20 protein-coding genes are annotated in these 23,237 nt (G+C 58.1%); 8 read left to right on the top strand and 12 right to left on the bottom strand.

Going from position 1 to position 23,237, the window contains the following annotated elements:
• The first annotated feature begins 14 nt into the window (after positions 1-14).
• Both KI787_05140 and KI787_05135 read left to right on the top strand, forming a co-directional pair.
• Positions 15-422, top strand: coding sequence for a hypothetical protein (locus KI787_05140; protein MBV6629324.1), 408 nt, complete (start codon positions 15-17; stop codon positions 420-422).
• Positions 419-823, top strand: a complete 405-nt coding sequence (locus KI787_05135; GenBank protein MBV6629323.1) for a GFA family protein — start codon at positions 419-421, stop codon at positions 821-823. Before KI787_05140 ends, KI787_05135 begins: the two co-directional genes overlap by 4 nt.
• A gap of 39 nt (positions 824-862) precedes the next feature.
• On the opposite strand, the gene KI787_05130 is transcribed toward KI787_05135, so the two are convergent.
• The 5 genes from KI787_05130 to glyQ are packed head-to-tail and all read right to left on the bottom strand — an operon-like array spanning position 863 to position 6,191.
• On the bottom strand, positions 863-1,147 hold the full coding sequence (locus KI787_05130; GenBank protein ID MBV6629322.1) for a hypothetical protein: 285 nt from the start codon (positions 1,145-1,147) through the stop codon (positions 863-865).
• A 15-nt stretch (positions 1,148-1,162) separates the two neighbouring features.
• On the bottom strand, positions 1,163-2,338 hold the full coding sequence (locus tag KI787_05125; protein MBV6629321.1) for a Na/Pi symporter: 1,176 nt from the start codon (positions 2,336-2,338) through the stop codon (positions 1,163-1,165).
• Between the two features lie 60 nt (positions 2,339-2,398).
• Complete coding sequence (locus KI787_05120) at positions 2,399-3,223, bottom strand: glutaminyl-peptide cyclotransferase (GenBank protein MBV6629320.1); 825 nt, start codon at positions 3,221-3,223, stop codon at positions 2,399-2,401.
• Positions 3,224-3,251: 28 nt separating this feature from the next.
• Positions 3,252-5,291, bottom strand: coding sequence for a glycine--tRNA ligase subunit beta (glyS, locus tag KI787_05115; GenBank protein ID MBV6629319.1), 2,040 nt, complete (start codon positions 5,289-5,291; stop codon positions 3,252-3,254).
• On the bottom strand, positions 5,292-6,191 hold the full coding sequence (glyQ, locus tag KI787_05110) for a glycine--tRNA ligase subunit alpha (protein MBV6629318.1): 900 nt from the start codon (positions 6,189-6,191) through the stop codon (positions 5,292-5,294).
• A gap of 291 nt (positions 6,192-6,482) precedes the next feature.
• Between glyQ and glnA the strand changes: the two genes are divergently transcribed.
• From glnA to KI787_05090, 4 genes are all read left to right on the top strand, one after another.
• The gene (gene glnA / locus KI787_05105; GenBank protein MBV6629317.1) at positions 6,483-7,892 is read left to right on the top strand and encodes a glutamate--ammonia ligase; all 1,410 of its coding nucleotides are present in this window, start codon (positions 6,483-6,485) and stop codon (positions 7,890-7,892) included.
• 105 nt (positions 7,893-7,997) lie between these two features.
• Entirely contained in the window at positions 7,998-9,071 is a 1,074-nt protein-coding gene (locus KI787_05100) for a PAS domain-containing sensor histidine kinase (GenBank protein MBV6629316.1), read from the top strand.
• On the top strand, positions 9,068-10,543 hold the full coding sequence (ntrC, locus tag KI787_05095; protein ID MBV6629315.1) for a nitrogen regulation protein NR(I): 1,476 nt from the start codon (positions 9,068-9,070) through the stop codon (positions 10,541-10,543). Before KI787_05100 ends, ntrC begins: the two co-directional genes overlap by 4 nt.
• A gap of 373 nt (positions 10,544-10,916) precedes the next feature.
• Positions 10,917-12,674 (top strand): acyl-CoA dehydrogenase C-terminal domain-containing protein, encoded by a 1,758-nt coding sequence (locus KI787_05090; GenBank protein ID MBV6629314.1) that lies wholly within the window; start codon positions 10,917-10,919, stop codon positions 12,672-12,674.
• Positions 12,675-13,261: 587 nt separating this feature from the next.
• Here KI787_05090 and KI787_05085 read toward each other — a convergent pair.
• The 3 genes from KI787_05085 to KI787_05075 all read right to left on the bottom strand — a co-directional run bounded on the left by KI787_05085 (position 13,262) and on the right by KI787_05075 (position 16,877).
• Positions 13,262-14,446 (bottom strand): ATP-binding protein, encoded by a 1,185-nt coding sequence (locus KI787_05085; GenBank protein MBV6629313.1) that lies wholly within the window; start codon positions 14,444-14,446, stop codon positions 13,262-13,264.
• 365 nt (positions 14,447-14,811) lie between these two features.
• Positions 14,812-15,744 (bottom strand): SDR family NAD(P)-dependent oxidoreductase, encoded by a 933-nt coding sequence (locus KI787_05080; GenBank protein ID MBV6629312.1) that lies wholly within the window; start codon positions 15,742-15,744, stop codon positions 14,812-14,814.
• A 128-nt stretch (positions 15,745-15,872) separates the two neighbouring features.
• The gene (locus KI787_05075; protein MBV6629311.1) at positions 15,873-16,877 is read right to left on the bottom strand and encodes a ketoacyl-ACP synthase III; all 1,005 of its coding nucleotides are present in this window, start codon (positions 16,875-16,877) and stop codon (positions 15,873-15,875) included.
• Between the two features lie 95 nt (positions 16,878-16,972).
• On the opposite strand from KI787_05075, the gene KI787_05070 reads away from it, so the two are divergent.
• Positions 16,973-17,773, top strand: a complete 801-nt coding sequence (locus KI787_05070) for a crotonase/enoyl-CoA hydratase family protein (GenBank protein MBV6629310.1) — start codon at positions 16,973-16,975, stop codon at positions 17,771-17,773.
• 88 nt (positions 17,774-17,861) lie between these two features.
• Positions 17,862-19,211, top strand: coding sequence for a paraquat-inducible protein A (locus KI787_05065; GenBank protein ID MBV6629309.1), 1,350 nt, complete (start codon positions 17,862-17,864; stop codon positions 19,209-19,211).
• On the opposite strand, the gene KI787_05060 is transcribed toward KI787_05065, so the two are convergent.
• The 4 genes from KI787_05060 to KI787_05045 all read right to left on the bottom strand — a co-directional run bounded on the left by KI787_05060 (position 19,168) and on the right by KI787_05045 (position 23,210).
• A complete protein-coding gene (locus tag KI787_05060; GenBank protein MBV6629308.1) occupies positions 19,168-19,602 on the bottom strand; it encodes a hypothetical protein in 435 nt (144 codons plus the stop codon). The two genes, KI787_05065 and KI787_05060, sit on opposite strands and share 44 nt — an antisense overlap.
• Before the next feature lie 6 nt (positions 19,603-19,608).
• Entirely contained in the window at positions 19,609-19,845 is a 237-nt protein-coding gene (locus KI787_05055) for a hypothetical protein (protein MBV6629307.1), read from the bottom strand.
• Between the two features lie 100 nt (positions 19,846-19,945).
• On the bottom strand, positions 19,946-22,600 hold the full coding sequence (metH, locus tag KI787_05050; protein ID MBV6629306.1) for a methionine synthase: 2,655 nt from the start codon (positions 22,598-22,600) through the stop codon (positions 19,946-19,948).
• Between the two features lie 223 nt (positions 22,601-22,823).
• Positions 22,824-23,210 (bottom strand): GxxExxY protein, encoded by a 387-nt coding sequence (locus KI787_05045; GenBank protein ID MBV6629305.1) that lies wholly within the window; start codon positions 23,208-23,210, stop codon positions 22,824-22,826.
• Between the last annotated feature and the right edge of the window lie 27 nt (positions 23,211-23,237).

Below are 23,237 nucleotides of genomic sequence, written 5' to 3'. Positions count from 1 at the left end.
ATTGGAGGGCATTGATGTCAGACCCAATTGATCTTCGCCGTTTTCCTATCCACCTGGGGCTGGGCGCAACAGCCTTGCCTGAGCCAGAGTTTAGCGGGATGGAATGGTATGAAGCCTATCTTCAGCGACACGCGGATGACGGCGCAGACGCTCGCATTGTGTCGATTTACGAATTTTCGGAAGATTGGGACACTTGGGAAATGCACCCTGAAGGCGAAGAAGTCGTGCTGTGCATTGCCGGCAATATGACGATCTACCAGGAACACGCCGATAACTCCACCGACCTTGTGGCCATTGGGCCAGGAGAGTATGTCATTAACCCACGGGGAACCTGGCATACGGCTGATGTGCCGGATAAGGCGACCGCGTTGTTTATTACCGCAGGTCGTGGAACCCGTCACCGACAAAGAGATGATTTATGAAACTTGATGAAGGTTGTCATTGCGGGGCCATTCGTTACACCGTTATCGGCGAGCCATACACGCACGCCTTATGTCACTGTTCGGATTGTCGGCGTCATGCTGGCGCCCCAATGGTGGGATGGACGATGTATGCCGAATCCGCCCTGACCATTACCCAGGGAAAGCCCAAAGTGTATGCCTCATCTGAACACGGGCGAAGACAATTCTGCCCAGATTGCGGAACGGGCCTTTTCTATTCCAATGCTCAGACCTTGCCCGGCCTTGTCGATATCCAGAGTGGGACCTACGATGATCCCGGCGCATTGTCAGCAAGGGCGCACATTCAGGTCGCCGAGAGAATCAGCTGGATGGAAAATGCGCATGAGCTACCAGTTTTCGACCGATATCCGCCAACGGAGTAAGTGAGGCTGCGGCATTGAAGGCCGTGTGTCTGCCAAAGCCTATTCGTTGTTCTGCTTGCGCTGCAGGTGGTCGCGGACCCACTCATCCAGCTCATCCCACAGAGCTTCGATGGTTTGACGTATGTCTTGCCAAGCCCCTTCTCCGGCCCGTTTCAGGTCTTCGATTTGGTGCTCTGTGGAGGTAATGCTGGATTCGAGCTGGTCAATGGCGGCATGCTGCTGTTGGGCGCTGAGTTCGGCGCGTTGGGCCTCAAGCTCGGCCAAAGTGGATTTGGCCGCTGCAATACGGCTCTCAAGGTCGCCCAAATAATCCTGCTTTGTCATTGCTTGGGCCTCCTATTAGCCGCCAAACACAAACACCATGACGCCGGGTAGCACGAAGAACAAACCCAACACATAGGCCAAGGCCAAAGACTTGTGCTGAGTTGCCAAGTCGGCCAGCCAATAAGAGCAGCGGACGGGAAACTCGGCCACCTGGCGTAGCCGCAGGGCAGTAGGGCCAAGGTACAGCATAGCTACCGCTAAACTGTTGTAGATCAGGTGCACCAGCGCAATTTGCATGGCCGCTGCAGCTTGGTCGCCAACTACTGCCGTGGCTGCCAGCAAGGCGGTGATGGTGGTGCCGATGTTGGCGCCCAGCGTAAAGGGGTAAATATCGCGGGTCTGGAATACGCCCGAGCCGGCCAAGGGCACCATTAAGCTGGTGGTGGTGGAGGAGCTCTGCACCAATACCGTCACCAGCATGCCCGAGCCAATGCCAGACAGGGGGCCACCACCAATAGCCGAGTGCAGAATCTGCTTGGCACGCCCGACCAGGGCGCGGCGTAAGAGTTGGCCAACGCGGATGACCGCGTACAAGATCAAGCCCACGCCGGCCACAATCATCACCACGCCGGTGATCAGGTCATTCGCACCCATGCCGTGCAGCAGGTCTTTAGCGAGGGTCACGCCGGGCTTGGTGAGGGGCTTCATGAAGTTCAGGCCCTTGATCGACAGATCGGCGTCACTCATGAACAGCCCAAGCAGGCTAGAGGCCGCGGTCTCTAAAAAGCCCGTCATGATCTCCAATGGCAGGAAGATCACCACCGCAAACACATTGAAAAAGTCGTGCACCGTAGCCGCGGAAAACGCGCGCCTAAACTCGTCTTTGTTCCCAATGTGGCCCAGGCTCACAATGGTGTTGGTGATAGTGGTGCCGATATTGGCGCCCATGACCATGGGGATGGCAATACTCACCGGCATGCCGCCCGCCACCAAGCCCACGATGATCGAGGTCACGGTGGAGGAGGATTGGATCAATGCCGTCGCCAAGGCCCCAATAAGCAGCGCCAAAAAGGGGTTGGTGGCAAAAGCGAAGAGGGACTCAGCTTCGTCGCCGGCCGCGGTTTTGAAGCCGCTTCCAATCATGGCTACGGCAACCAGCAACAGATAAATAAAGACCGCAACCTGTAGCCAGGTTCCGGCCGACCGGTTAGGGGTCGCGTCCGCGACCTCGGATCCGGAAAGATTGGTCATAGAAATGAGGGTCCCGTGTGCATATCTATTGCCGCCGGCGAACGGTACACGTTTTGTGGGTCATTTGCGTGAAATCCCATCCGGCTCGGGGCTGCTCGGCTGTGTCAGGTTGAGTCCGAAGGCGCGCCCCCAGAACTTCCCGGTGACCCACAGCAGGCCAGAAGAGCGATCGAGGGCGATGCCATTGAGTACCTCGGCGCGCGGTGGGCGTTCGGCGGACGGCCATAAAGTGCTTAGATCCAGACGCGAGCGCACGCAGCCGGTGTTGGTATCAATCAACAGCAGCTGGTCTTCCTGCCATTGGTTGGCCCAAAGCCCTTGCGCCGTGTGTTCTAGCTCGTTCAGCCGGGTGACAGGCCTGCGTTGGTTGAACACCTTGAGCTCTTTGCGCACAGAGAAGTCGGCGGCGGATCTCCAGCGAAGAGTATTGCTGCCGTCGCTCATCACCCATGCTTGCTCGTCTGGATCCCAGTCTAAGCCCCAGCCCTGGCCGGAATAGCGGTGTTGATGCTGCAATTCCAGGGTGTTGGCGTCGAGCACCAACACACGGCCAGCCCGCCAGGTGAGCAGCCATAAGCTGTCCTCATAGAGCCCTAGCCCCTCGGCGAAGAGCCGTGGATGCAAGGACTGCTTGAGGCTGCGCCAGGGCTGTCCGGGTGCGGGTAACACCTGCACTTGGGATTGGCCATAGCCACCTCCGCTGAGATACCAACGCCCGCCGCGGATCGCAAAGCCTTGTACGTAAAGCTCGGCTGGGAGCTCCCGGATGTCGGCAACCGCCCAGCCCATGGAGGTAGGCTTGGCGCAGTCCTCCTTGGCCAGAGCCGCGCTGGTGCAGAGCCATAGCAAGCCCGACATGCACACGAGGCGGCGCAATCGCAACATCCAGCCAGACATGGGTAGCCGGCGCGACCTAGCCGCCTGCAATACGCTCAAAGTCGGCAATGCGATTGCAGGCTGTGTCGAAGGCCTCCAACAATGCCAGGCGATTACGCCGCAGGCGCTGATCATCGACCTGCACCATGACCGACTCAAAAAAGCCGGCAATGGGGGCCTGCAAGGTGGCGAGCTGAGTCAGGCTTTGGGCGTAGTTTGTGTGGTTGTCATCCAGGCTTTGCAGCGCTTGGAACAAAGCCTGCTCGGCCGGCTCTACACAGTCGGCTTCGCTCAGCGTGGCGTTGCGGTCGGCCTCCTGCGCGCTACGCAGAATGTTGCGCACCCGCTTGGAGCTCTGCACCAGTGCGTCGCCAGCCTCGCTGTCGATAAAGCTGGTGACAGCGGCTCCGCGCGCCTGAGCGTCGACAGGGCCTAGGGCTTGGTCCAAAATTCCAGCCACCACCGCAGCGGGGGCACCTTGGTCTGCCAGTACGCCACGTAGGCGGTCCTGCAAGAACTCCCGCAGGCTTTGGGCTTGAGCGGGGCTGAGGCTGAAGCTAGCGGCATCCAGCAGCTCCTCCCAGCTCAGTGCGGCGCCAGATTCCAGCAGAATGCGTAGTAGGCCCAGTGCGGCCCGACGCAGACCGTAGGGGTCTTTACTGGCCGTGGGAATGGCATCGATGGAGAAATATCCTGCCAGGGTATCTAGTTTGTCAGCCGCCGCAACCACCCGGCCCAATGTAGATTCCGGGACTGCGGCTTGCGGGCCCAGAGGTTGGTAGTGCTCGGCGACCGCTGTAGCCACGGCCTCTGCGCTGCCTTCGGCGCGCAGCAGGTGCCCACCCATAATGCCCTGGAGTTCGGGCATCTCGAATACGCATTGAGTGGTTAAGTCACACTTGGCTAAGAGCCCGGCTTGGCGTGCCGCAGCGGGGTCGGCGCCAAAGGGTTCCGCCAAGTGAGCGGCCAGGTGTGCGATACGCTCGGCCTTGGCTTTGAGGTCGCCCAGGCCTTTAGCCCAAGTGACGCGGGCCAAATCGTCCAACCGCTCCGCCAAAGGTCGCTTTCGATCCTGTTCCCAAAAGAACAGAGCATCCTCGAGGCGGGGGCGGACAACGCGTTCGTTGCCGGCAATCACTTGACTAGGGTCGCGCGACTCAATGTTGGCCACGGTGATAAAGACGGGTAGCAATGCCCCGGCCGCATCGAACACCGGGAAATAGCGTTGATGCTCCTGAATGGTCAGCACTACAGCCTCATCAGGCACGGCTAAAAACCTCTCATCAAAGCGGCCGTGAATGGTGCTGGGCCATTCGACGAGCGCCGTAACCTCATCCAGAAGCTCGGCCTCAATGACGACTTCGCCACCGATATCGGCAGCTGCAGCTTGTACTTGCTCTTCAATAGCGGCGCGGCGGGTGTCAAAGTCCGCCCAGACTTTGGCCTCGCGCAGGGTTTGCTCGTAATCTGCGGCGTGGCTTAAAGGCACGGCCTCGGGCGCATGGAAACGGTGGCCGAAGCTGCGGTTGCTGCTTTGTAAACCAAACGCTTCCAAAGCAACCGGGCTGCTCCCATGCAGGGCGACTAGCCACTGCACCGGGCGTACAAAAGTGGCGCTGCCCGAGCCCCAGCGCATGCGCTTTGGAGCTTTTTGGTCCATGGCTTTGAGGGCCTGGGCAAATAACTCAGGCAGCAAGTCTTGCAGCGCTTTGCCGGCTTGCTCAGCGACGTACATCAGATAGGTGCCCTTCGGCGTCTCTATCTGCTCCAGGTCGTCAAAATCCACGCCGCAAGAACGGGCAAAGCCCAGCCCGGCGGGCGTGGGCTGCCCATCTTTGAGTGCAGCGCTGAGCGCAGGGCCTTGGCGTTTGATGTGTTGTGTTGGCTGCTGCGCGGCCGTCTCGTCAACGCATACGGCCAGCCGCCGTGGCGTGGCGAACCAACGTGCTGATCCACGTGGAACATTCGCTTTATCAAGACCTTGGCTAATGCTATCGGCAAGAGCTGTGGCTAAGGGCTGTTGGTAGCGGGCAGGAAGATCTTCGCAGCCGATTTCGATAAGCAGGGGCGCGGACATTTAGCGATCCTCGGTGCACAGGGGGAAGCCCAGGGCTTCGCGTGCGGCGTAATAGGACTCGGCGCAGGCGCGGGCCAAATTGCGCACCCGCAAAATATAAGCCTGGCGCTCGGAGACAGAAATGGCTTGGCGGGCATCCAGCATGTTGAAGGCATGCGAGGCATCCAGTACCCGTTCATAGGCGGGCAGTGGTAAGCCGCGCTCAACCAACTTGTTGCAGGCGGCTTCGGCTTTGGCGAAGGCGGCGAACAAATCCTCAACTTCGGCTTCTTCAAAGTTGTAGCGTGACTGCTCCACTTCGTTTTGGTGGAACACATCGCCATAGGTCACCACGCGCTCCCCGTCACGCGCCCAAACCAAGTCATAGACCGACTCCACGCCCTGCAAATACATGGCAAGCCGTTCTAGGCCGTAGGTGAGCTCGCCGGACACAGGCTTGCACTCCAGGCCGCCTACTTGTTGGAAGTAGGTGAACTGAGTGACCTCCATGCCGTTCAGCCACACTTCCCAGCCCAGGCCCCAAGCGCCCAAGGTCGGCGATTCCCAGTTGTCTTCTACAAAGCGGATGTCGTGCACCAATGGGTCTAATCCCAGCGCTTTGAGCGACTCCAAATACAGGTTTTGAATATCTGGCGGCGAGGGCTTCAGCAGCACCTGGAATTGATAGTAATGCTGGAGGCGGTTGGGGTTGTCGCCGTAGCGACCATCCGTCGGTCTGCGCGAAGGCTGTACATAAGCGCTTTTCCAAGGCTCTGGGCCTAATGAGCGCAAGAATGTTGCTGGATGGAAGGTTCCAGCCCCAACTTCTTTATCCAGAGGTTGCAGAATCACGCAGCCTTGCCGAGCCCAAAAGTCTTGCAGGGTGGCAATTAGCTCCGAAAAGGTGGCGGGCACAGCCATATGGCATTTGTCCGAGGGATGAAAAGGCGCCCATTCTAATCGTCCTTGGGACTCGGCCCCAACTGCAGGGCATTCGTAGCGCACAAGAGTGGTGCGCTTTCATGGTGCGCATAAATGGTGCAGACTGCGCACATCGTCGGTGCATTCAGTGCTTATGCCGCATAGAAACTGGCATGTTTCCTGCTGAATCACTCCGCGTTCGCTACAGGGGAGGACTCTTGTAGTGTGCTGCAAGGCGCCCTTTGGTGCCTGCTTTCAATAATTCATTTGTACCCAGCGAGGGAGATTCGCATGTCGGCTAGCGACGTACTCAAGATGATTGGCGACCAAGAGGTCCAGTTCGTGGACTTCCGCTTCGCCGATACCCGCGGTAAAGAACAACACGTCACCGTTCCCGCTCACACCATCGACGAAGATGTGTTCGAAGACGGCAAGATGTTCGACGGTTCCTCCATTGCCGGTTGGAAGGGCATCAACGAGTCCGACATGATTCTGATGCCGGACCCGGAAACGGCCGTTATCGACCCCTTCTCGGAAGAAACCACGCTGATCCTGCGCTGTGACGTAGTTGAGCCTGCGACCATGCAGGGTTACGAGCGTGACCCACGTTCGGTGGCCAAGCGCGCCGAGGCTTACATGAACTCCACCGGGATCGCCGATACGGCCTTCTTCGGTCCTGAGAACGAGTTCTTCGTGCTCGACGACATCAAGTGGGGCGCCGACATTTCCGGTGCTTTCTACAAGATCGACTCCGAAGAGGCTTCTTGGAACACCGAAAAAGTCTACGAAGACGGCAACATGGGGCACCGCCCCGGTGTTAAGGGCGGCTACTTCCCTGTTCCTCCGGTGGATTCGCTGCATGACCTGCGTTCGGCCATGTGCTTGGCCATCGAAGAGATGGGCGTAGAAACCGAAGTGCATCACCACGAGGTGGCCACCGCCGGTCAGTGCGAAATCGGCGTGAAATTCAACACCTTGGTGAAGAAGGCCGATGAAGTCTTGATTCTCAAGTACGCCATCCAAAACGTGGCTGCTGGCTACGGCAAAACCGCCACCTTCATGCCCAAGCCGCTGGTTGGTGATAACGGCAACGGCATGCACGTGCATATGTCGCTGGGCAAAGACGGCGAGAACCTGTTCTCCGGCGACGGCGTTGGCGGCTTGTCCGAAACCGCGCTGTACTACATTGGCGGCGTGATTAAGCACGCGCGTGCTCTGAACGCTTTCACCAACGCTTCTACCAACAGCTACAAGCGTTTGGTCAAAGGTTTCGAAGCCCCAACCATGTTGGCTTACTCGGCGCGTAACCGCTCCGCGTCGATCCGTATTCCGTTTATTTCCAATCCTAAGGCTCGCCGTATTGAGGTGCGCTTCCCGGATTCCACCGCCAACCCTTACCTGGCTTTCGCAGCCTTGATGATGGCTGGCCTGGACGGCATTCAAAACAAGATCCACCCTGGCGACCCCATGGATAAGGATCTGTACGACCTGCCGCCAGAAGAAGAGAAGGAAATCCCACAGGTTTGTGAGTCTTTGGATGAGGCGCTGGATGCTCTGGATGCAGATCGCGAGTTCCTTACCCGCGGCGGCGTTTTCACCGACGACATGATTGATGGCTACATCGCGCTGAAGCGTGAAGACACCACACGTCTGAAGATGACCACGCACCCGGTCGAATTCGACATGTACTACAGCCTCTAATCAGGTCTGCTGCAGACTATTTGGGCGCGGCTCGGGCGCTGATTCCGAGCTGTGCCGTCGACTTCGGCGCGCCCCCTTTTTAGGGGGCGCACTTGTTTGAGCGCTATGGCAAAACATAAACATAAGATTCGCGGTGATGAGTTGTTAGATGGCCTTGCCACGGCCGTCATCGCCATTCACGCTGACCAAACCGTAGATCGTCTCAACAGTGCTGCTGAAATGATGTTTGGGGTCTCCGATGGCTTTGCTTGTGGCGCCAAGCTGTTTACCGTGCTGCCGGCGCTGAGCGTTTTGCGCGAACCCATCCTCAAGGCCTTGGAAGAACAAGAGGCGTATATGGCGCGCGACCTTCGTCTGCGCCGTAGCAATGGCAGTGAAGACCGCTTTGTTGCCGATGTGAGCCTCAGCCCCCAGCGCGACGGCATGCTGGCGATGGAGTTCTCGACTCGCGACCGTCCTCACCGCATCTTTCGTGAAGATGCTCAGTGGCAGCAACAAGAGGTCAACCACGAAATGATTCGTGGCCTGGCCCACGAAATTAAAAACCCGCTGGGCGGCCTGCGTGGCGCGGCCCAGTTACTCGAACGAGAACTGCCCTCTGAAGATCTACGTGACTTTACCGGCATCATTATTCGCGAGGCCGATCGCCTTCAAGATCTGGTTGATCGCCTGCTTGGCCCCAGTCGGCCGGTGCCCTTCAAACCCACCAATATCCACGTGGTCGTCGAGCATGTACGCACTTTGCTGGAGGCACAGGCGCCTGCTGCGATTAGCATCGAGCGCGATTACGACCCCAGTCTTCCTGATGTACCCGCCGACCCCGAGCAGCTTATTCAGGCGGTTTTAAACATTGGCGTTAATGCCTTGGACGCCATGCGTGAACAGGAAACCGGTCGGCTGATATTGCGCACCCGGGCCATGCGTCAGTTCACCATTGGTGGAGTGCGCCATCGCTTGGTGTTACGCGTAGACATTTGTGACACAGGGCCGGGTATCCCCAGTGACATGATGGAAAAAATCTTCTATCCCATGGTCAGTTCGCGCGCCGAGGGAAGTGGCCTAGGACTTGCTATCGCTCAAACATTGATTCGCAATCACGGTGGTTTGATCGAATGCGAGAGCCGGCCAGGGGACACGGTGTTTTCGTTGTACTTACCAATCCAGAGGACAACCGCATGAGCTTAAAAGTCTGGGTGGTCGATGACGACGATTCGATTCGCTGGGTGCTCGAGCGCGCGCTGCAAAGTTCTGGCCTCGATGTACAGGCCTTTGCCGGCGGCATCGAAATGTTGGATGCCTTGGAAGAGGATCAGCCGGATGTGGTGATCACCGACATCCGCATGCGCGGCATTGACGGTTTAGAGCTCTTATCGCGCGTGCATGCTGTAAACGCCGAGTTGCCCGTGATTGTGATGACGGCCCACTCCGACCTGGACGCGGCGGTAGCAGCCTACAAAGGCGGGGCCTTTGAGTATTTGCCCAAGCCCTTCGATGTGGATGAGGCGGTGGAATTGGTGCAGCGAGCCGCGCGCTCGCGTGAGCGCGAGGCGGCTGTGTCCGACACGCCCCCCACCACGGCGCACATTGTTGGTGAGGCACCTGCCATGCAGGAGGTGTTTCGCGCCATTGGCCGCTTGGCCAAATCGCAAATCACCGTACTGATTACGGGTGAATCTGGAACCGGTAAAGAGCTGGTTGCGCGAGCTCTACATGCGCACAGCCCCCGCGCCAAGAAGCCCTTTATTGCCATTAACACCGCGGCTATTCCCAAAGATCTCATGGAGTCGGAGTTTTTCGGCCATGAGCGTGGCGCCTTCACGGGGGCGACCACCCAGCGGGCTGGGCGCTTTGAACAAGCCGACGGGGGCACCCTGTTCCTGGACGAAATCGGGGAAATGCCCCCCGATTTGCAAACCCGCCTACTCCGCGTGCTGGCCGACGGCCAGTTCTACCGAGTTGGCGGGCATGTGCCCGTGCAGGTGGATGTTCGCATTGTGGCGGCTACCAACCAGAACCTGGAAGAGGCCGTGACCGAAGGCCGCTTTCGTGAGGACCTATTCCATCGCTTAAATGTTATTCGGGTGCGCACGCCCTCGCTGCGCGAGCGTCGCGAAGACATCCCCCTGCTCCTGCGGCATTTCCTGCAACGCAGCGCCGCGGAATTGGAAACCGAAGTTAAACAACTGCTGCCCGACACAACCGAGCTGCTGCAGGCCCATGACTGGCCCGGCAACGTACGCCAGTTGGAAAATTTTTGTCGCTGGATCACCGTAATGGCTCCTGGTCATCAGGTGCACGTAGAGGATCTACCTGAAGATCTACGCTCCGCAGCGGGCTCCGCGGTCAAGTCAGCGATCTCATCGCCAACCGAAGTGCCCAAGCCCGCGACGCAAACTGTTGTCCCTGCAGAGGCAGGGACCGAAGACTGGATTGCCCCGCTACTGCGTTGGGCGGAGCACAAATGGAAAGACGGTGATTGCGATTTGGTGCCGGCTGCAACCTTGGAGATGGAGAAAACGCTGGCGAGGTTCGCCCTGGATGCCTGCGAGGACCATCGCCAAGAGGCGGCGCGCCGCCTAGGCTGGGGGCGGAATACGCTCACCCGTAAACTCAAAGACTTCGGCTGGGGCTCAGGCGAACACAACGCCTAAGCCGGCTGTGCTGCTCGGATGAATTCTCGGGCGGCTGTGCTCAGCATCCCTGCGGCTTGGTTCTTAATGTGGCGGTCTGCCTGCAGTGCGGGCTATAAACCTTGGGGCGGCTGCTCCTGCGGCGTCGAAACTCTGTGAGTGAGCTGGAAAGGCTGTGAGTACCCGGCCAAGTTGGCTCAGGCGCAGCCTAATGTTTTGTCGGCAAAGTAGGGTATCTGGTCCATTGGGAATGGTTGTAGCGCCGCAGATTTTGGCGCAGTCCAAGTGGCGACAACAGGCCATGGCATGGCGCTGGATGTCATCTACTCCGCGCGGCCGTAGCGTATGTGTTTGGTAACATCCACCTCTTCTAAAGTTTGAGAACGTCCCCCACATGGCCTACTACAAAGTCCCCCTACGTGAACTCCGCTTTGTTTTGAATGATGTGCTGGGCATCCAGCAACTCAGTGAATTGGAGCCCTTTCAAGATTGCACCGACGATATCGTTGAGGGTGTGCTCGACGAGGCAGCTCGCTTCACAGAAGAAAAGCTGTTGCCGCTGCGAGAAACCGGCGACCACGAGGGCTGCAAGCTAGAGTCTGGTGAAGTAACAGTTCCGCCGGGTTTCGCTGAGGCTTATCGCGAATATTGGGAGTCGGGCTGGGTGGGTCTGGCGAACAGTCCAGACTGGGGTGGTCAAGGCTTGCCTTATACATTGGGCAAGGCTGTGGAAGAGATGGTCTGCGCCGCGAACGTCGCCTTTGCCTTGTATCCCGGCCTGACCACGGGTTGTTTCGAGGCCCTGCATGCCCACGCTTCGGATGACCAAAAGCAAACCTATCTGCCCAAGTTGGCGACCGGGGAATGGACCGGAACAATGTGCCTGACCGAGCCACAGGCAGGCTCTGATTTGGGCGCAGTGAAAACCAAGGCCGAAAAGCAGGCTGATGGCAGCTACAAGATCAGCGGAATGAAAATCTTCATTACCTCTGGTGAGCACCAAATGGCCGATAACATCGTCCACTACGTGCTAGCCCGCTGCACCGATAGCCCAGATGGCGTCAAAGGCTTATCCACCTTCATCGTGCCCAAGTACAAGGTGAATGCCGACGGCTCTTTGGGTGAACGCAACCCCGTTCACTGCCAAGCCATCGAACACAAAATGGGTATGCATGGCTCATGCACCTGCGTGATGGTGTTTGAAGAGGCCGAAGGCTACCTGGTAGGCGAGCAAAACCGCGGCATCATGAACATGTTCACCATGATGAACCTAGCGCGCATCATGGTGGGCTTCCAAGGCCTGGGTCAGGCCGACTTTGCTCTGCAAAGCGCCCTCTCCTACGCCAAGGATCGGGTTCAGGGCAAAACCCTTACCGGCGGTGGCGGCCCTATCGCCGATCACCCAGATGTGCGCCGCATGCTGCTGAAGATGCGCGCATTAACCGAAGGCTCGCGGGCCATGGCTTACGACACCGCTATCCACGTCGATTTAGCCGCCGCACACCCAGATGCCAAAGTCCGCGAAGAAGCCACCGACTGGGTGGATTTGTTCACTCCTGTGGTGAAGTCCTTCTGCACGGACCTGGCCGTAGAAAACGGCTTGGAAGCGGTCCAGGTATACGGTGGTCACGGCTTCATTGCCGAGCATGGCGTGGAGCAGGTGGTGCGCGACTCTAAGATCCTGTGCCTCTATGAGGGCACCAACGGCATTCAGGCCATGGATTTGGTTCGCCGTAAGCTGCAACTCAAGGGCGGCGCTATGGCCGATACCTTCTTCAACCGTGTGGAAGCTGCCGTTGCTGCTGCCAAACCTGCACAAGCCTTCCTGAGCGAGCCGCTCAAAGCCGCCTTAGCTGCGCTGAAAACCTCCACCCAGCAACTGCGGGAACGCTTTAACTCCGACCCCAACGACGCCGGTGCTGGCGCTGTGGAATTCCAGCGGGCCTTCTCTTTGACGGCCATTGGTTATTACTGGCTACGCATCTTGGACGCGGCTGAAAACCACCCTGATGCCGACTTCAAGGCTGCCAAGCTCGCCACCGCCAAGTTCTTCGCGGCGCGTATTCTGCCGGAGGTCAAAGGCCTGCTGGAGCGCGTGGATGTGGGTGCTGGGGAGATGATGGAGTTGTCCCTAGACGCACTCTGCGCTTAATGAAAGCACCGACTTGATTGCTGCGCTTGCAATCTGGGGCGCCGGCGGTATTGATGCGGTACATCCGTGTACCGCATCGCCTTCGGCGACGGCTACGCCGTCCAAATCGGCTGTCCTGCCGATTTGTCGGAGTCCTCACGTACATTGAGAGCGCTGCGGCCTCTGCGTTTCGGCGGCCCCCCACCTTGCTTCGCTCGCAGATCAACTCAGCGCCGGCACGTCTAGTTGGGTCAAGTAGCTGCATTCGAGATCTGAGCCGCCGGCGGTATTGATGCGGTACATCCGTGTACCGCATCGCCTCCGGCGACGGCTGCGCCGTCCAAATCGGCTGTCCTGCCGATTTGTCGGAGTCCTCACATATATCGAATATGTTGCGGCTTCTGTGCTGCGGCGGCGACTCACCTCTCATCGCTCGCAGATCAATCCATGGCCATTGTTTCTGCCGTGGCGATCACGCTGGCGACAGCATTGAAATTGGATACCCCATCGCCGCATTTGACCAGTTATAGCAACGTAGAGTGAGCGTTTCTAGCCACCGGCTAAACAGTGCCTGCAGCGGTCAGTCAGGGCCTTCATAAAGAGGAAGTTCAAACCAACTGAGATTCTGTCAGGGTCATCAACTCGCTACACAGGGCTTTAAGCGACATGGCTTCGATGCCATTGCCTATTGAATATGTCTCGCACCCTCCGTACACCACAATGCTACGGCTTGGCTTTACGTCCTCGCGAGCGTTGTGAAAGCCTTTGCCGAGGCTTGGAGCGCTGGATCTTTTTATCTCCACAGCCCAAGGCTCCTGTTCATTCGGAACCTGGAGTATCAAATCCAGTTCTGCGCCAGCAGCAGTTCGATAAAAGTACGCTCTGGTGTCATATGGTGAAGCTGCCAAGATAGATTCGATCACATGCCCTTCCCAACTATCGCCCGCTATGGGGTGACCCAATAAGGCCTCTTGGTCCCGTATGCCAAGCAGCGCGTGGGTGAGGCCACAATCTCTTACGTAGACTTTTGGCGATTTCACGAGCCTTTTCTTCACGTTGGCATGCCACGGCTCCAGTCTGCGAACGAGCAAAAGATCTACAAGTAGGTCGATGTAGGAAGCCACGGTCTTGCCATCAACAGCCAATGACCGTGCGAGAGAAGCCGCATTCAAAAGGCCTCCTTGCTGATGTGCGAGCATAGTCCAAAGGCGTCGCAGTGATTCGGCGGGAATGCGCGGCCCGAGTTGCGGAATATCTCGTTCCAGATATGTACGTATAAAGTCCTGTCTCCAGCGCAGGCTTGCGCCGTCGGAAGAAGCAAGCAAACTGTCCGGAAATCCACCTCTGACCCACAGCAAATCTTGCTGTTCAGGTTGCACCTCGCCGGCATGAAGGATTGGTAGTTCAAGGTATCTGATACGGCCAGCGAGAGATTCTCCCGACTGCCGCAGGAGCTCCATGGAGGCGGAACCCAGCAGTAAGTACAGGCCAGACTTTCTGCCCCGTGCTCTTGATTCATCAATCAAACCGCGAAGGCACTGAAACAAGCCTGGCGATCTCTGAATCTCATCAATGATCACCAATTTTTCAGAGTGATTACGAAGGTATGATTCAGGATCAGTAAGCTTGGCGAGGTCGCGCTCGGATTCAAGATCCAAGTAGATCGAATCTCGGCTCTCCGCAATGCGGCGAGCGAGAGTGGTCTTGCCCACCTGTCGAGGCCCCAAGATTGCTACCGCTGGTGACTCGCTCAACGCGACGTCAATTTGTTGTCGTAGATTGCGTTCAATCATCCTTGCAATTATGGATCACTGTTCCTGATATGCAAGGATGTTGCCTAATGTCTGCTGACCTGACACCTCGCCTAGTTTCAGAAACGTCGGCTCTGCGCCCCAAACGGACCATGCTGGGCAGCTCAGCTGTTCCACACTCCGTTGATCAATAACGGAGGGTTGGCTGCCCATTTTCGTTGCTGTCGCCATCATGCCGCGTTTAGTTGGCCTCGTTCACCGTCTCAAGGCCTATGCCGTAGAGGCCATACATCACTTGCGGTGCGATCTAGTAGCCTAGGCCAATGAGGCCCAGGCCCAATGCAGCCGAAAGTAAAAGCAGAGGTCTTAGGGTCATTGACTAGGGTTCGGGGGCGCTTGAAAGTGGCTTAATTACTCAAGTATTGGATGCCCGCCATGGCTTCGGACTCACGCCACAAGCGCTGCCCGTCCTCTGCATTGAGAGCATGTTGGCTGATCACGGCTGGGCCAGGAGGGCCCTTCCATTCCTTGTCTTTGACGCCGCGTGGTCCGTTGTTTTGCGGACCAAAATACTCGCCGCCATGAACTTCCGGTATGGTGGCGGCCATCAGGCTGGGTAGTGCGCCTTGGGCTGCACTGTGCAGCAAATGTCCAACCATCCACACCAACGCTTTGCCGGGCAGGCTTTGGGCGAAACCTGGGCCGGCATATCCCAGGTTGGTATTGGCGACGCCTGGGTGGGCCGCCACCGAGATCACCGAACTGCCTTTGGCTTTTAGCCGTCGGTCCAGTTCTAACGCGAAGACCAAGTTTGCAAGCTTGCTCTGACAATAAACCCGCATGGCTTTGTAGTTGTCGCGATGCTGCAAGTCCTGCCAATGAAAGCGCCCGTCGCGATGGGCGATGCTCGCCAAGGCCACAACCCGCGCTGCAGGAGCGGCTTCCAGTTGATCCAACAGTAAGCCCGTCAACAGAAAGTGGCCCAAATGGTTCGTGGCCCACTGCAGTTCGAAGCCTTGAGCTGACTCAGCCTGTGGGCAGGCCATCACGCCGGCATTGTTGATGAGCAGATCGATATGCGGGTAGTCCTGCTGAAGCTCAGCGGCAAAGTGGCGCACCGACTCTAGGTCGGACACATCGAGCTGACGAACCTCCGTTGCCCCTGCGATTTGGTTGGCTGCGGCTAGGGCTTTGTCTTGGTTGCGGCAGGCCAGAATGACTTTGGCGCCCTTATCCGCGAGGGCTTTGGCAGTTTCGAAACCCAAGCCGATGTTGGCGCCAGTGACAATCGCTGTTTTGCCGCTTTGATCGGGTATGTCTGCCACGGTCCAATGTTTCATCAGCTTTCTCAGGCGAATTCTTCGCCACGGCGTAAGGTGGACGAGGCCTCATGCCTCGCCTGGAGGAAGGTCGTGATCGAGATGGCTCTGGTGCTGGCCTGCATGGACAGCAGCCTCGCAGGACTGCTCTACAGTCTCAGCAGCACCGCACCCCAGGTGAAGCCGGCGCCAAAGGCGACGCAGCAGACCAAGTCGCCGGACTTGACCTTGCCCATTTCGCGGGCTTCGTTGAGGCAGATGGGGATGGTGGCGGCAGTGGTGTTGCCGTATTTCTGGATGTTGTTATGCACCTTTTCGGGGGGCAGACGCAGTAGCTTGGCCACCATTTCGTTAATGCGCAGGTTGGCTTGGTGGGGGATGAGCATGTCCAGATCATCCAGGGTGTAGCCAGCCTTGCTGAGCACGGAATGCACCACTTCGGGCATACGTTTGACGGCGTTTTTAAACACCTTTTGCCCTTCCATGGTGGGGTACTGGCGACCTGCGTCCAGGTCTTCATGGGTCATGATTTCGGGCTTGCGGAAAGTGGGATAAGGCATCCACAAATCTTCCGCGCCAGAGCCATCGGCATGGACTTCGCTGGCCAAAATTTTATGTTGGTCATCGGTGGCGCGGCCAATGATGGCGGCGCCGGCACCATCGCCAAACAATACGGAAATGGTGCGGCCGCGGGTGGTTTTATCCAGGCCTGGCGAGTGGGTTTCTGAGCCTACCAACAGAATGTTCTGATATTGCCCACTGGCAACCAGCGCGTTGGCCATTTCTAGTCCGTAGACAAACCCAGAGCATTGTTGGCGAATGTCGTAGGCGGGCACGCCGATAATGCCGAGCTCACGGCCCAGGAACACGCCGCTGCCAGGGAAATAGTGATCAGGAGAAAGTGTGGCGTAGATGATGCAGTCAATGTCGCTGGCTTGCATCTGTGCATCGTTGAGTGCAGCCCGTGCCGCTTCCAGCGCCAGGTCGTAATTGCCCTGCACACCGCCCTCAACCCAATGCCGTTGTTCGATGCCGGAGCGTTCCACAATCCAGTCATGGCTGGTTTCCATGAACTTTTCTAAGTCGTGGTTGGTGACGACCTTAGGTGGCACATAGGTGCCTAAGCCCTTGATGCAGGCTGCTTGCAGACTCATTACAACATTCCAGATTTATCCCAGAGTGTCATGTTACATCGCCCGGCCCTAAAACCTTGGCATACTGCGACCAAAGACCTTGCGGAGATAGCCCTTTGAGCGAGCCTTTAGTGGTCCAGCGTGATGGCGCTGTGGCTGAAGTGCACTTGCACCGGCCAGACAAACACAATGCCCTGGATTGGCCCCTGTTTGAGGCCTTGGTACATACCGGGCGCGAGCTTGCGGCCGACCGCAGCCTGCGCGCTGTGGTGCTATGTGGCGATGGGCCCAGCTTTTGCTCGGGCCTAGATTATCCGGCGATGATGCAGCAGCCAGATGCCTTTAAGCAGGGCTTTTCTCGGGCTGAAGGTGCGCAGGCCAATTTTGTGCAGGAGGCCGCCTGGGTGTGGAAGCAGATGCCGGTGCCGGTGCTGTGTGCCATCCATGGAGCCTGCTTTGGCGGCGGTATTCAAATCGCGCTCGCGGCCGACCTGCGTTTTGCTACGCCTGATGCGCGTTTATCAGTCATGGAAATTAAATGGGGGTTGATTCCGGATGTGACGGGAACGGCGACCCTGCGCGAGCTGGTACGTTTAGATGTTGCCAAAGACCTCACTTACAGCGGACGCATTGTCAGCGGCGAAGAGGCCCTGACCCTAGGTCTGGTGACCCGCCTTGAAACCGACCCTTTGGCGGCAGCACGTGCTTATGCGGCAGACCTGTGCCAGAAGAACCCGGAAGCCCTGCGCTTAGGAAAACAGCTCTTAGATGCCAACTGGAATGAGCCAGATGCCTCCACGGTATTGGCGCGAGAGCAAGAGCTGCAACTGAAGTTGCTAGGCAGTAAAAACCAACAGGAAGCAGCTAAAGCCGCGCTCACCAAAACTCTACCGGATTTTGATGACTCGCGATTTTAAAGCGCACCGCTGCCCGCTCGGGAGCACCCGGACCTCAATCGCGATGGCTGCATCATGCGGCGGTGGTGGTGGGCATTAATGGTGCGGCATGCCTGAGGCTTCAGTAGCGTCGAAGCCGCCACTATGGCCAGTGGTGGTTCAGGCCTTGCTGCTCCTGGTGGTGCTGCTCAGCACCTATGAGGTCGTTCACAGTCTGCGCGCCGCTCAGCATCTGCGCGAGCAGAAGGCAGAACTGGAGAACATTCAATACGGCCTTTTGGATGCCAGCGTCTGGGTGGACGAAATTAGCCGCATCCTCGAGCACAAGGTGCAAACCTTGGATTTAGGGCCAGAAAACCGCGCCGCCATTAAGGCCAGTTTCAGCCGGGTGTTGGACACCCTATTGCGCGAAATTGATAGCTATATTCGGCAGCGCAACGCCCAGGGGGACTGGTGGCAACGCGTCCAGGGCAAGTTCCGCCAGGGCTTGCAAGACTTGTTGGTCGACTTTGAAGATATTCGCGACAAAGCGCCCTACTACGCAGAGCAAATCTTAATTGAGCTGGATAAGCCTGAGGCCAGGGCTGAGCTCAGCGCCTTCTTGCGCACCGCTCTGGAGGATGTCTCGCAATCTACCTTCACTGCAGTAGACCGTACGCGCATCGAGGCCATTGAGCTGGAGCACGACTGCGTAGAGTGGGCCTATTGCCGCGGTGTTCTGCTGGCCAAAGTGAAGCAGCATCAGCAGCATGCCCAATGGCAGATGGCGGTACTGCTAGGCGCTCTTTTTGTGATGCTGTTGCAGATGACGCTGGCCAGCCGGCAGGGGATTTGGCAGGGCCTAGATCAGGGGCGCCTGGGCTGGGCGCTGACCTTATTGGGGATTTCCGCAGTGATGGCTGCGGGGGTGCTCTGCCCGATGCTGAATGTAGAAGCCCGAATTAGTGAGCTCAAGCTGGAGCTGCTGGGTGAGCGCATCGTCTTCAGCGACCAGGTCTTGTACTTCCAGAGCAAAAGCGTGCTGGATATTGTGTGGCTGATGCTGCAAGACGGTGACCTGGGTGCGGCGCTGGTCGGCGTGGCGGTGATGACCTTCAGCGTTCTGTTCCCCCTCACAAAACTCCTCGCCGCGCTGAGTTTGCTAGGGCCGCAGCCGCCAGCGCATGCCCCGGTGCGGCGCTTCTTTGCCTTGAAGTCCGCCAAATGGTCCATGGCGGATGTGATGGTGGTGGCCATCATCATGGCCTACCTAGGTTTTGATGGCCTTATGGACAGTCAGCTGGGGCGGTTGAATCAACCGATGAGCGGTGCCGAAGTGCTTACAACCAACGGGACGGAACTGCAGCCAGGGTTCTTGCTGTTCTTTGCCTTTTGCATGGCTGGGTTGTGGTCATCGACCTTGCTTGAGCGCCGCCTTAGTCGCGCTGCAAAATCTTCTCTCGCCGCGAACGTAGCCTAGGTTTCTTCGCCAGCGCATCTAAGGGGCGCGGGGCTTGAGTCTCGCCCTTATTGCCAAGCGTGGCAGCGCTGTGCAGCCTAGCATTTTTAGCGGGTGCGTCAGACTCCTCCGGCTTGGGTTTTGCCAGCGGTTGGCCGTCACGGCCTGCGAGTATTTGGCTCAGCTCCCAGAAAACCGCGACGAAGCCGCCGAAGATCACCGCCGTCTTTACCACCAAAGCGGCTACCGCCCACTGCGGCGCTTGGGCGGCCAGTAAGGCTGCTACATCGGGGTAGGCCCAACTGGTGGTCAGTGCCAAGCCCAGGGCAAACATCATCCGTAGCAGGCGACGGCGGTACTTGCGCCCCAGCTGTAGCAGCACCGTTGCCCGTGCTAGGCGATACCAAGACATAACCGTTTAAAAAAGGTTAATGCCAAGCAGGGCCAGCGCGCCCAGCAAGCCGGTGCGTTGGAGCTCGGCAATCACATCTTTTTCCGCATCGGCCAAGAGGTATTCCAAGTCTTGGCTAGGCAGATCTTCTTCCTTGCGCCCGGCCAGAACTAAGTCTTTGCGGACCCGGCGCACAGCGGCCGCACGAATACGACGCTTGATCACCCGATGGGGCAAGTAGTTGGCAATTGGCCCGAAATCCATGCTGCTGGCGTGCGTGAAACCCGGCCCAGTGTATTACGACTGCGCCGCCTCACCGCATCTACCGCCACATTAACCAACACGGCGACGGTGCAGAGCCGGGTTAGTCTTCGGGGTCGTAGCCCAGATACGGAGCCAGCCAGCGCTCGGCGGTTTCCAGAGTCCAACCTTTACGCTGGGCATAGTCTTCGACTTGGTCTTTATCAATGCGGCCCAGCACGAAGTATTGCGACTGTGGATGCGCGAAATACCAGCCGCTCACCGCTGCCGCAGGCCACATGGCGTAGGAATCGGTGAGCTGCATACCAATGCTGCCTTCTACATCCAGCACCTGCCACAAGGTGTCTTTTTCCGTGTGTTCAGGGCAGGCGGGGTAGCCGGGTGCGGGGCGAATTCCCTGGTACTTCTCGGCGATCAGCTCGGCATTATCCAGGCCTTCATTAGGGACATAACCCCAAATTTCCTGGCGCACCTTTTGGTGCAGATGCTCGGCAAAGGCTTCAGCCAGACGGTCGGCCAAGGCTTCGATCATGATGGCGTTGTAATCGTCTCCGGCCTCTTTGTAGGCCCTGGAACGTTCGGCGGCGCCGAAAATGCCCACCGCAAAGGCGCCCATGTGGTCCTTTGGCGTGCCATCGGAAGGGGCGATGTAATCGGCCAGACAATGGTGCGGTACACCGGGGCGGTGCTCGGATTGCTGGCGCAGGTTATGCAACACCACCGGCCCGTCTGCGGTCTGAATCTGGATGTCGTCGGTGCCCTGGCGCTGGGCCGGGAACATTTGGCATACGGCGCGCGCTTCCAGCCAGTTTTCGGCCTCAATCTGATCCAGCATGGCTTGGGCATCGGCGAATAGCTTGCGCGCCTCCGGACCATAGTTGGGGTTGTTCAGAATGTCGGGGTAACGGCCTTTCATCTCCCAGGTAATAAAAAATGGCGTCCAGTCGATGGTCTGGCGCAGCTCGGCAATGGGATAAGGCTTGAGAATCTGGCGCTCTAAGGTGGCCGGAGCCTGGGGAATACGCGCATGGTCCAAAGCATCGGCGTTGGCGCGGGCCTGCAGCAAGCTCACAAACTTCTCGCGTCCCCGCTTAGCCGCATGGCGCTCGCGAATGCCGTCATATTCCAACTGGGTTTGGTCCATGAGCTTGGCCCGACCAGTTTTCGAGAGCAGATTGGCGGCTACAGGCACCGAGCGGGAGGCATCTTTCACCCAAACCACGGGGCCGGAGTAAGCCGGGTCAATCTTCACCGCGGTATGGGCTCTAGAGGTAGTGGCACCACCAATGAGCAGCGGGATGTCCATGCCAAGGCGTTCCATTTCGCTGGCCAAGAACACCATTTCGTCCAGTGAGGGCGTAATCAGTCCAGACAAACCGATGATGTCCACATTGTGTTCTTGGGCGGCACTGATGATTTTGTCGGCCGGCACCATCACGCCCAGGTCGATCACTTCGAAGTTATTGCATTGGAGCACCACGCCCACAATGTTTTTGCCGATGTCATGTACATCGCCTTTGACGGTGGCCATCAAAATCTTGCCGTTGCTTTGGGCGTCGCCCGATTTCTCGGCCTCAATGAAGGGGATGAGATGACCCACCGCCTTTTTCATCACCCGTGCCGACTTCACCACCTGTGGCAAGAACATTTTGCCGGCGCCAAACAGATCGCCCACCACGTTCATGCCGTCCATGAGGGGGCCTTCGATCACCTCTAGGGGCTTGCCATCACGGGCCGCGATCTCTAGGCGAATCTCTTCAGTGTCATCCACGATGAACTGATCAATACCTTTGACCAGCGCATGGGTAATGCGCTCAGCAACGGGCTTTTCCCGCCAGGCCATGTTGTCTACCGTTTTCTCGGTAGCGGCCTGGCCGCGGTATTGCTCGGCGGTTTCCAGCAGGCGTTCGGTGGCGTCGTCGCGGCGGTTGAGCACCACATCCTCCACACGCTCCCGCAGCTCGGCATCCAGGTCGTCATACACAGCCAGCTGCCCGGCATTGACGATGCCCATGTCCATACCCGCACGCACCGCGTGGTACAGAAACACCGAGTGGATGGCCTGGCGGACGGGCTCGTTACCCCGGAAGGAGAAGCTCACATTGGAGACGCCGCCGGAGATATGGCAGCCAGGGCAGGTAGCGCGGATTTCCTTGGTGGCCTCAATAAAGTCCACGGCGTAGTTGTTGTGTTCTTCGATGCCGGTGGCAATAGCGAAGATATTCGGGTCAAAGATGATGTCTTCCGCCGGGAAATCGGCTTTTTCGGTAAGCAGCTTGTAGCTACGCTGGCAAATCTCCACCTTGCGGGCGCAGGTATCGGCCTGGCCGTCTTCGTCAAAAGCCATCACCACCACGGCGGCGCCATACAGGCGGATTTTGCGGGCGTGCTCTAAAAACTGCTCTTCGCCTTCTTTGAGCGAAATGGAGTTGACGATGCCCTTGCCCTGGATGCACTGCAGCCCGGCTTCGATCACCTCCCACTTGGAGGAGTCAATCATGATGGGCACGCGGGATATATCCGGCTCCGCCGCCACCAGGTTCAAAAAGCGCACCATGGCCGCCTTGGCATCAAGCATGCCCTCGTCCATGTTCACGTCAATCACCTGAGCACCGGCTTCCACCTGCTGCTTGGCCACCTCCAAAGCGGTGTCGTAATCACCATCCTTGATCAGCCGCCGAAAACGCGCCGAGCCCGTGACATTGGTCCGCTCACCAACATTGACGAATTGGATAGGTGTTTGGCTCATAACAGACATACTTTGTGGGGTGGGTGCGAGGATGCGCAGAAGGGCTGTTCCTCAAGACAGCGGAAAGCAGGGGCCGCAGATTGGCGCAGATTTCCGCAGATTAGGGCGTGGCGTTGCAGCGCGAAGCCATGGGGACCAGCCTGATCAAAGCCTTTGATGGGGACTCGAATCACGAAGGCCCTTTTTGCAGAGCCTGATACCCGCAGTGACTGATGAAACCCCGCGCTTGCGCTTAGCGCTGGCTCGAGAGCACAACTCTCTGCCACTCGAGGGAGCGAGTGCCAAAGTTGAGTACGAGCGCGATGGGCATCCGCGTGAGATGCAGATAATGCAGTGCCTGTGCGATGTGTTCGGCCAGAATGGCCTGTTTGGCTTTGCACTCGACGATCACCCGACCAAAGCAAAGCAGATCCGCTCGATACTGAGCAGGAAGCGGACGCCCTTTGTAATGCACTCTGAGCGGGACTTCGGTGCGAAAGGGGATATCGCGCATTTCGCATTCGACGGCTAGGGCTTGTTGGTACACCCGTTCCAAAAGACCGCCTCCGAGCTGGCGATGCACTTCCATAGCCGCGCCAATCACTGCATGGGTCTGCCAGTCTTTGTGTGGCTTGCTCATGCAGCAGAGCTACGGCATCTGGGTGGA

This window comes from Oceanococcus sp. HetDA_MAG_MS8 (assembly GCA_019192445.1).
Taxonomy (GTDB): domain Bacteria; phylum Pseudomonadota; class Gammaproteobacteria; order Nevskiales; family Oceanococcaceae; genus MS8.
The sequence above is the reverse complement of the archived record's forward strand: the minus strand, read 5'-3'. Positions and strand labels throughout refer to the sequence as shown.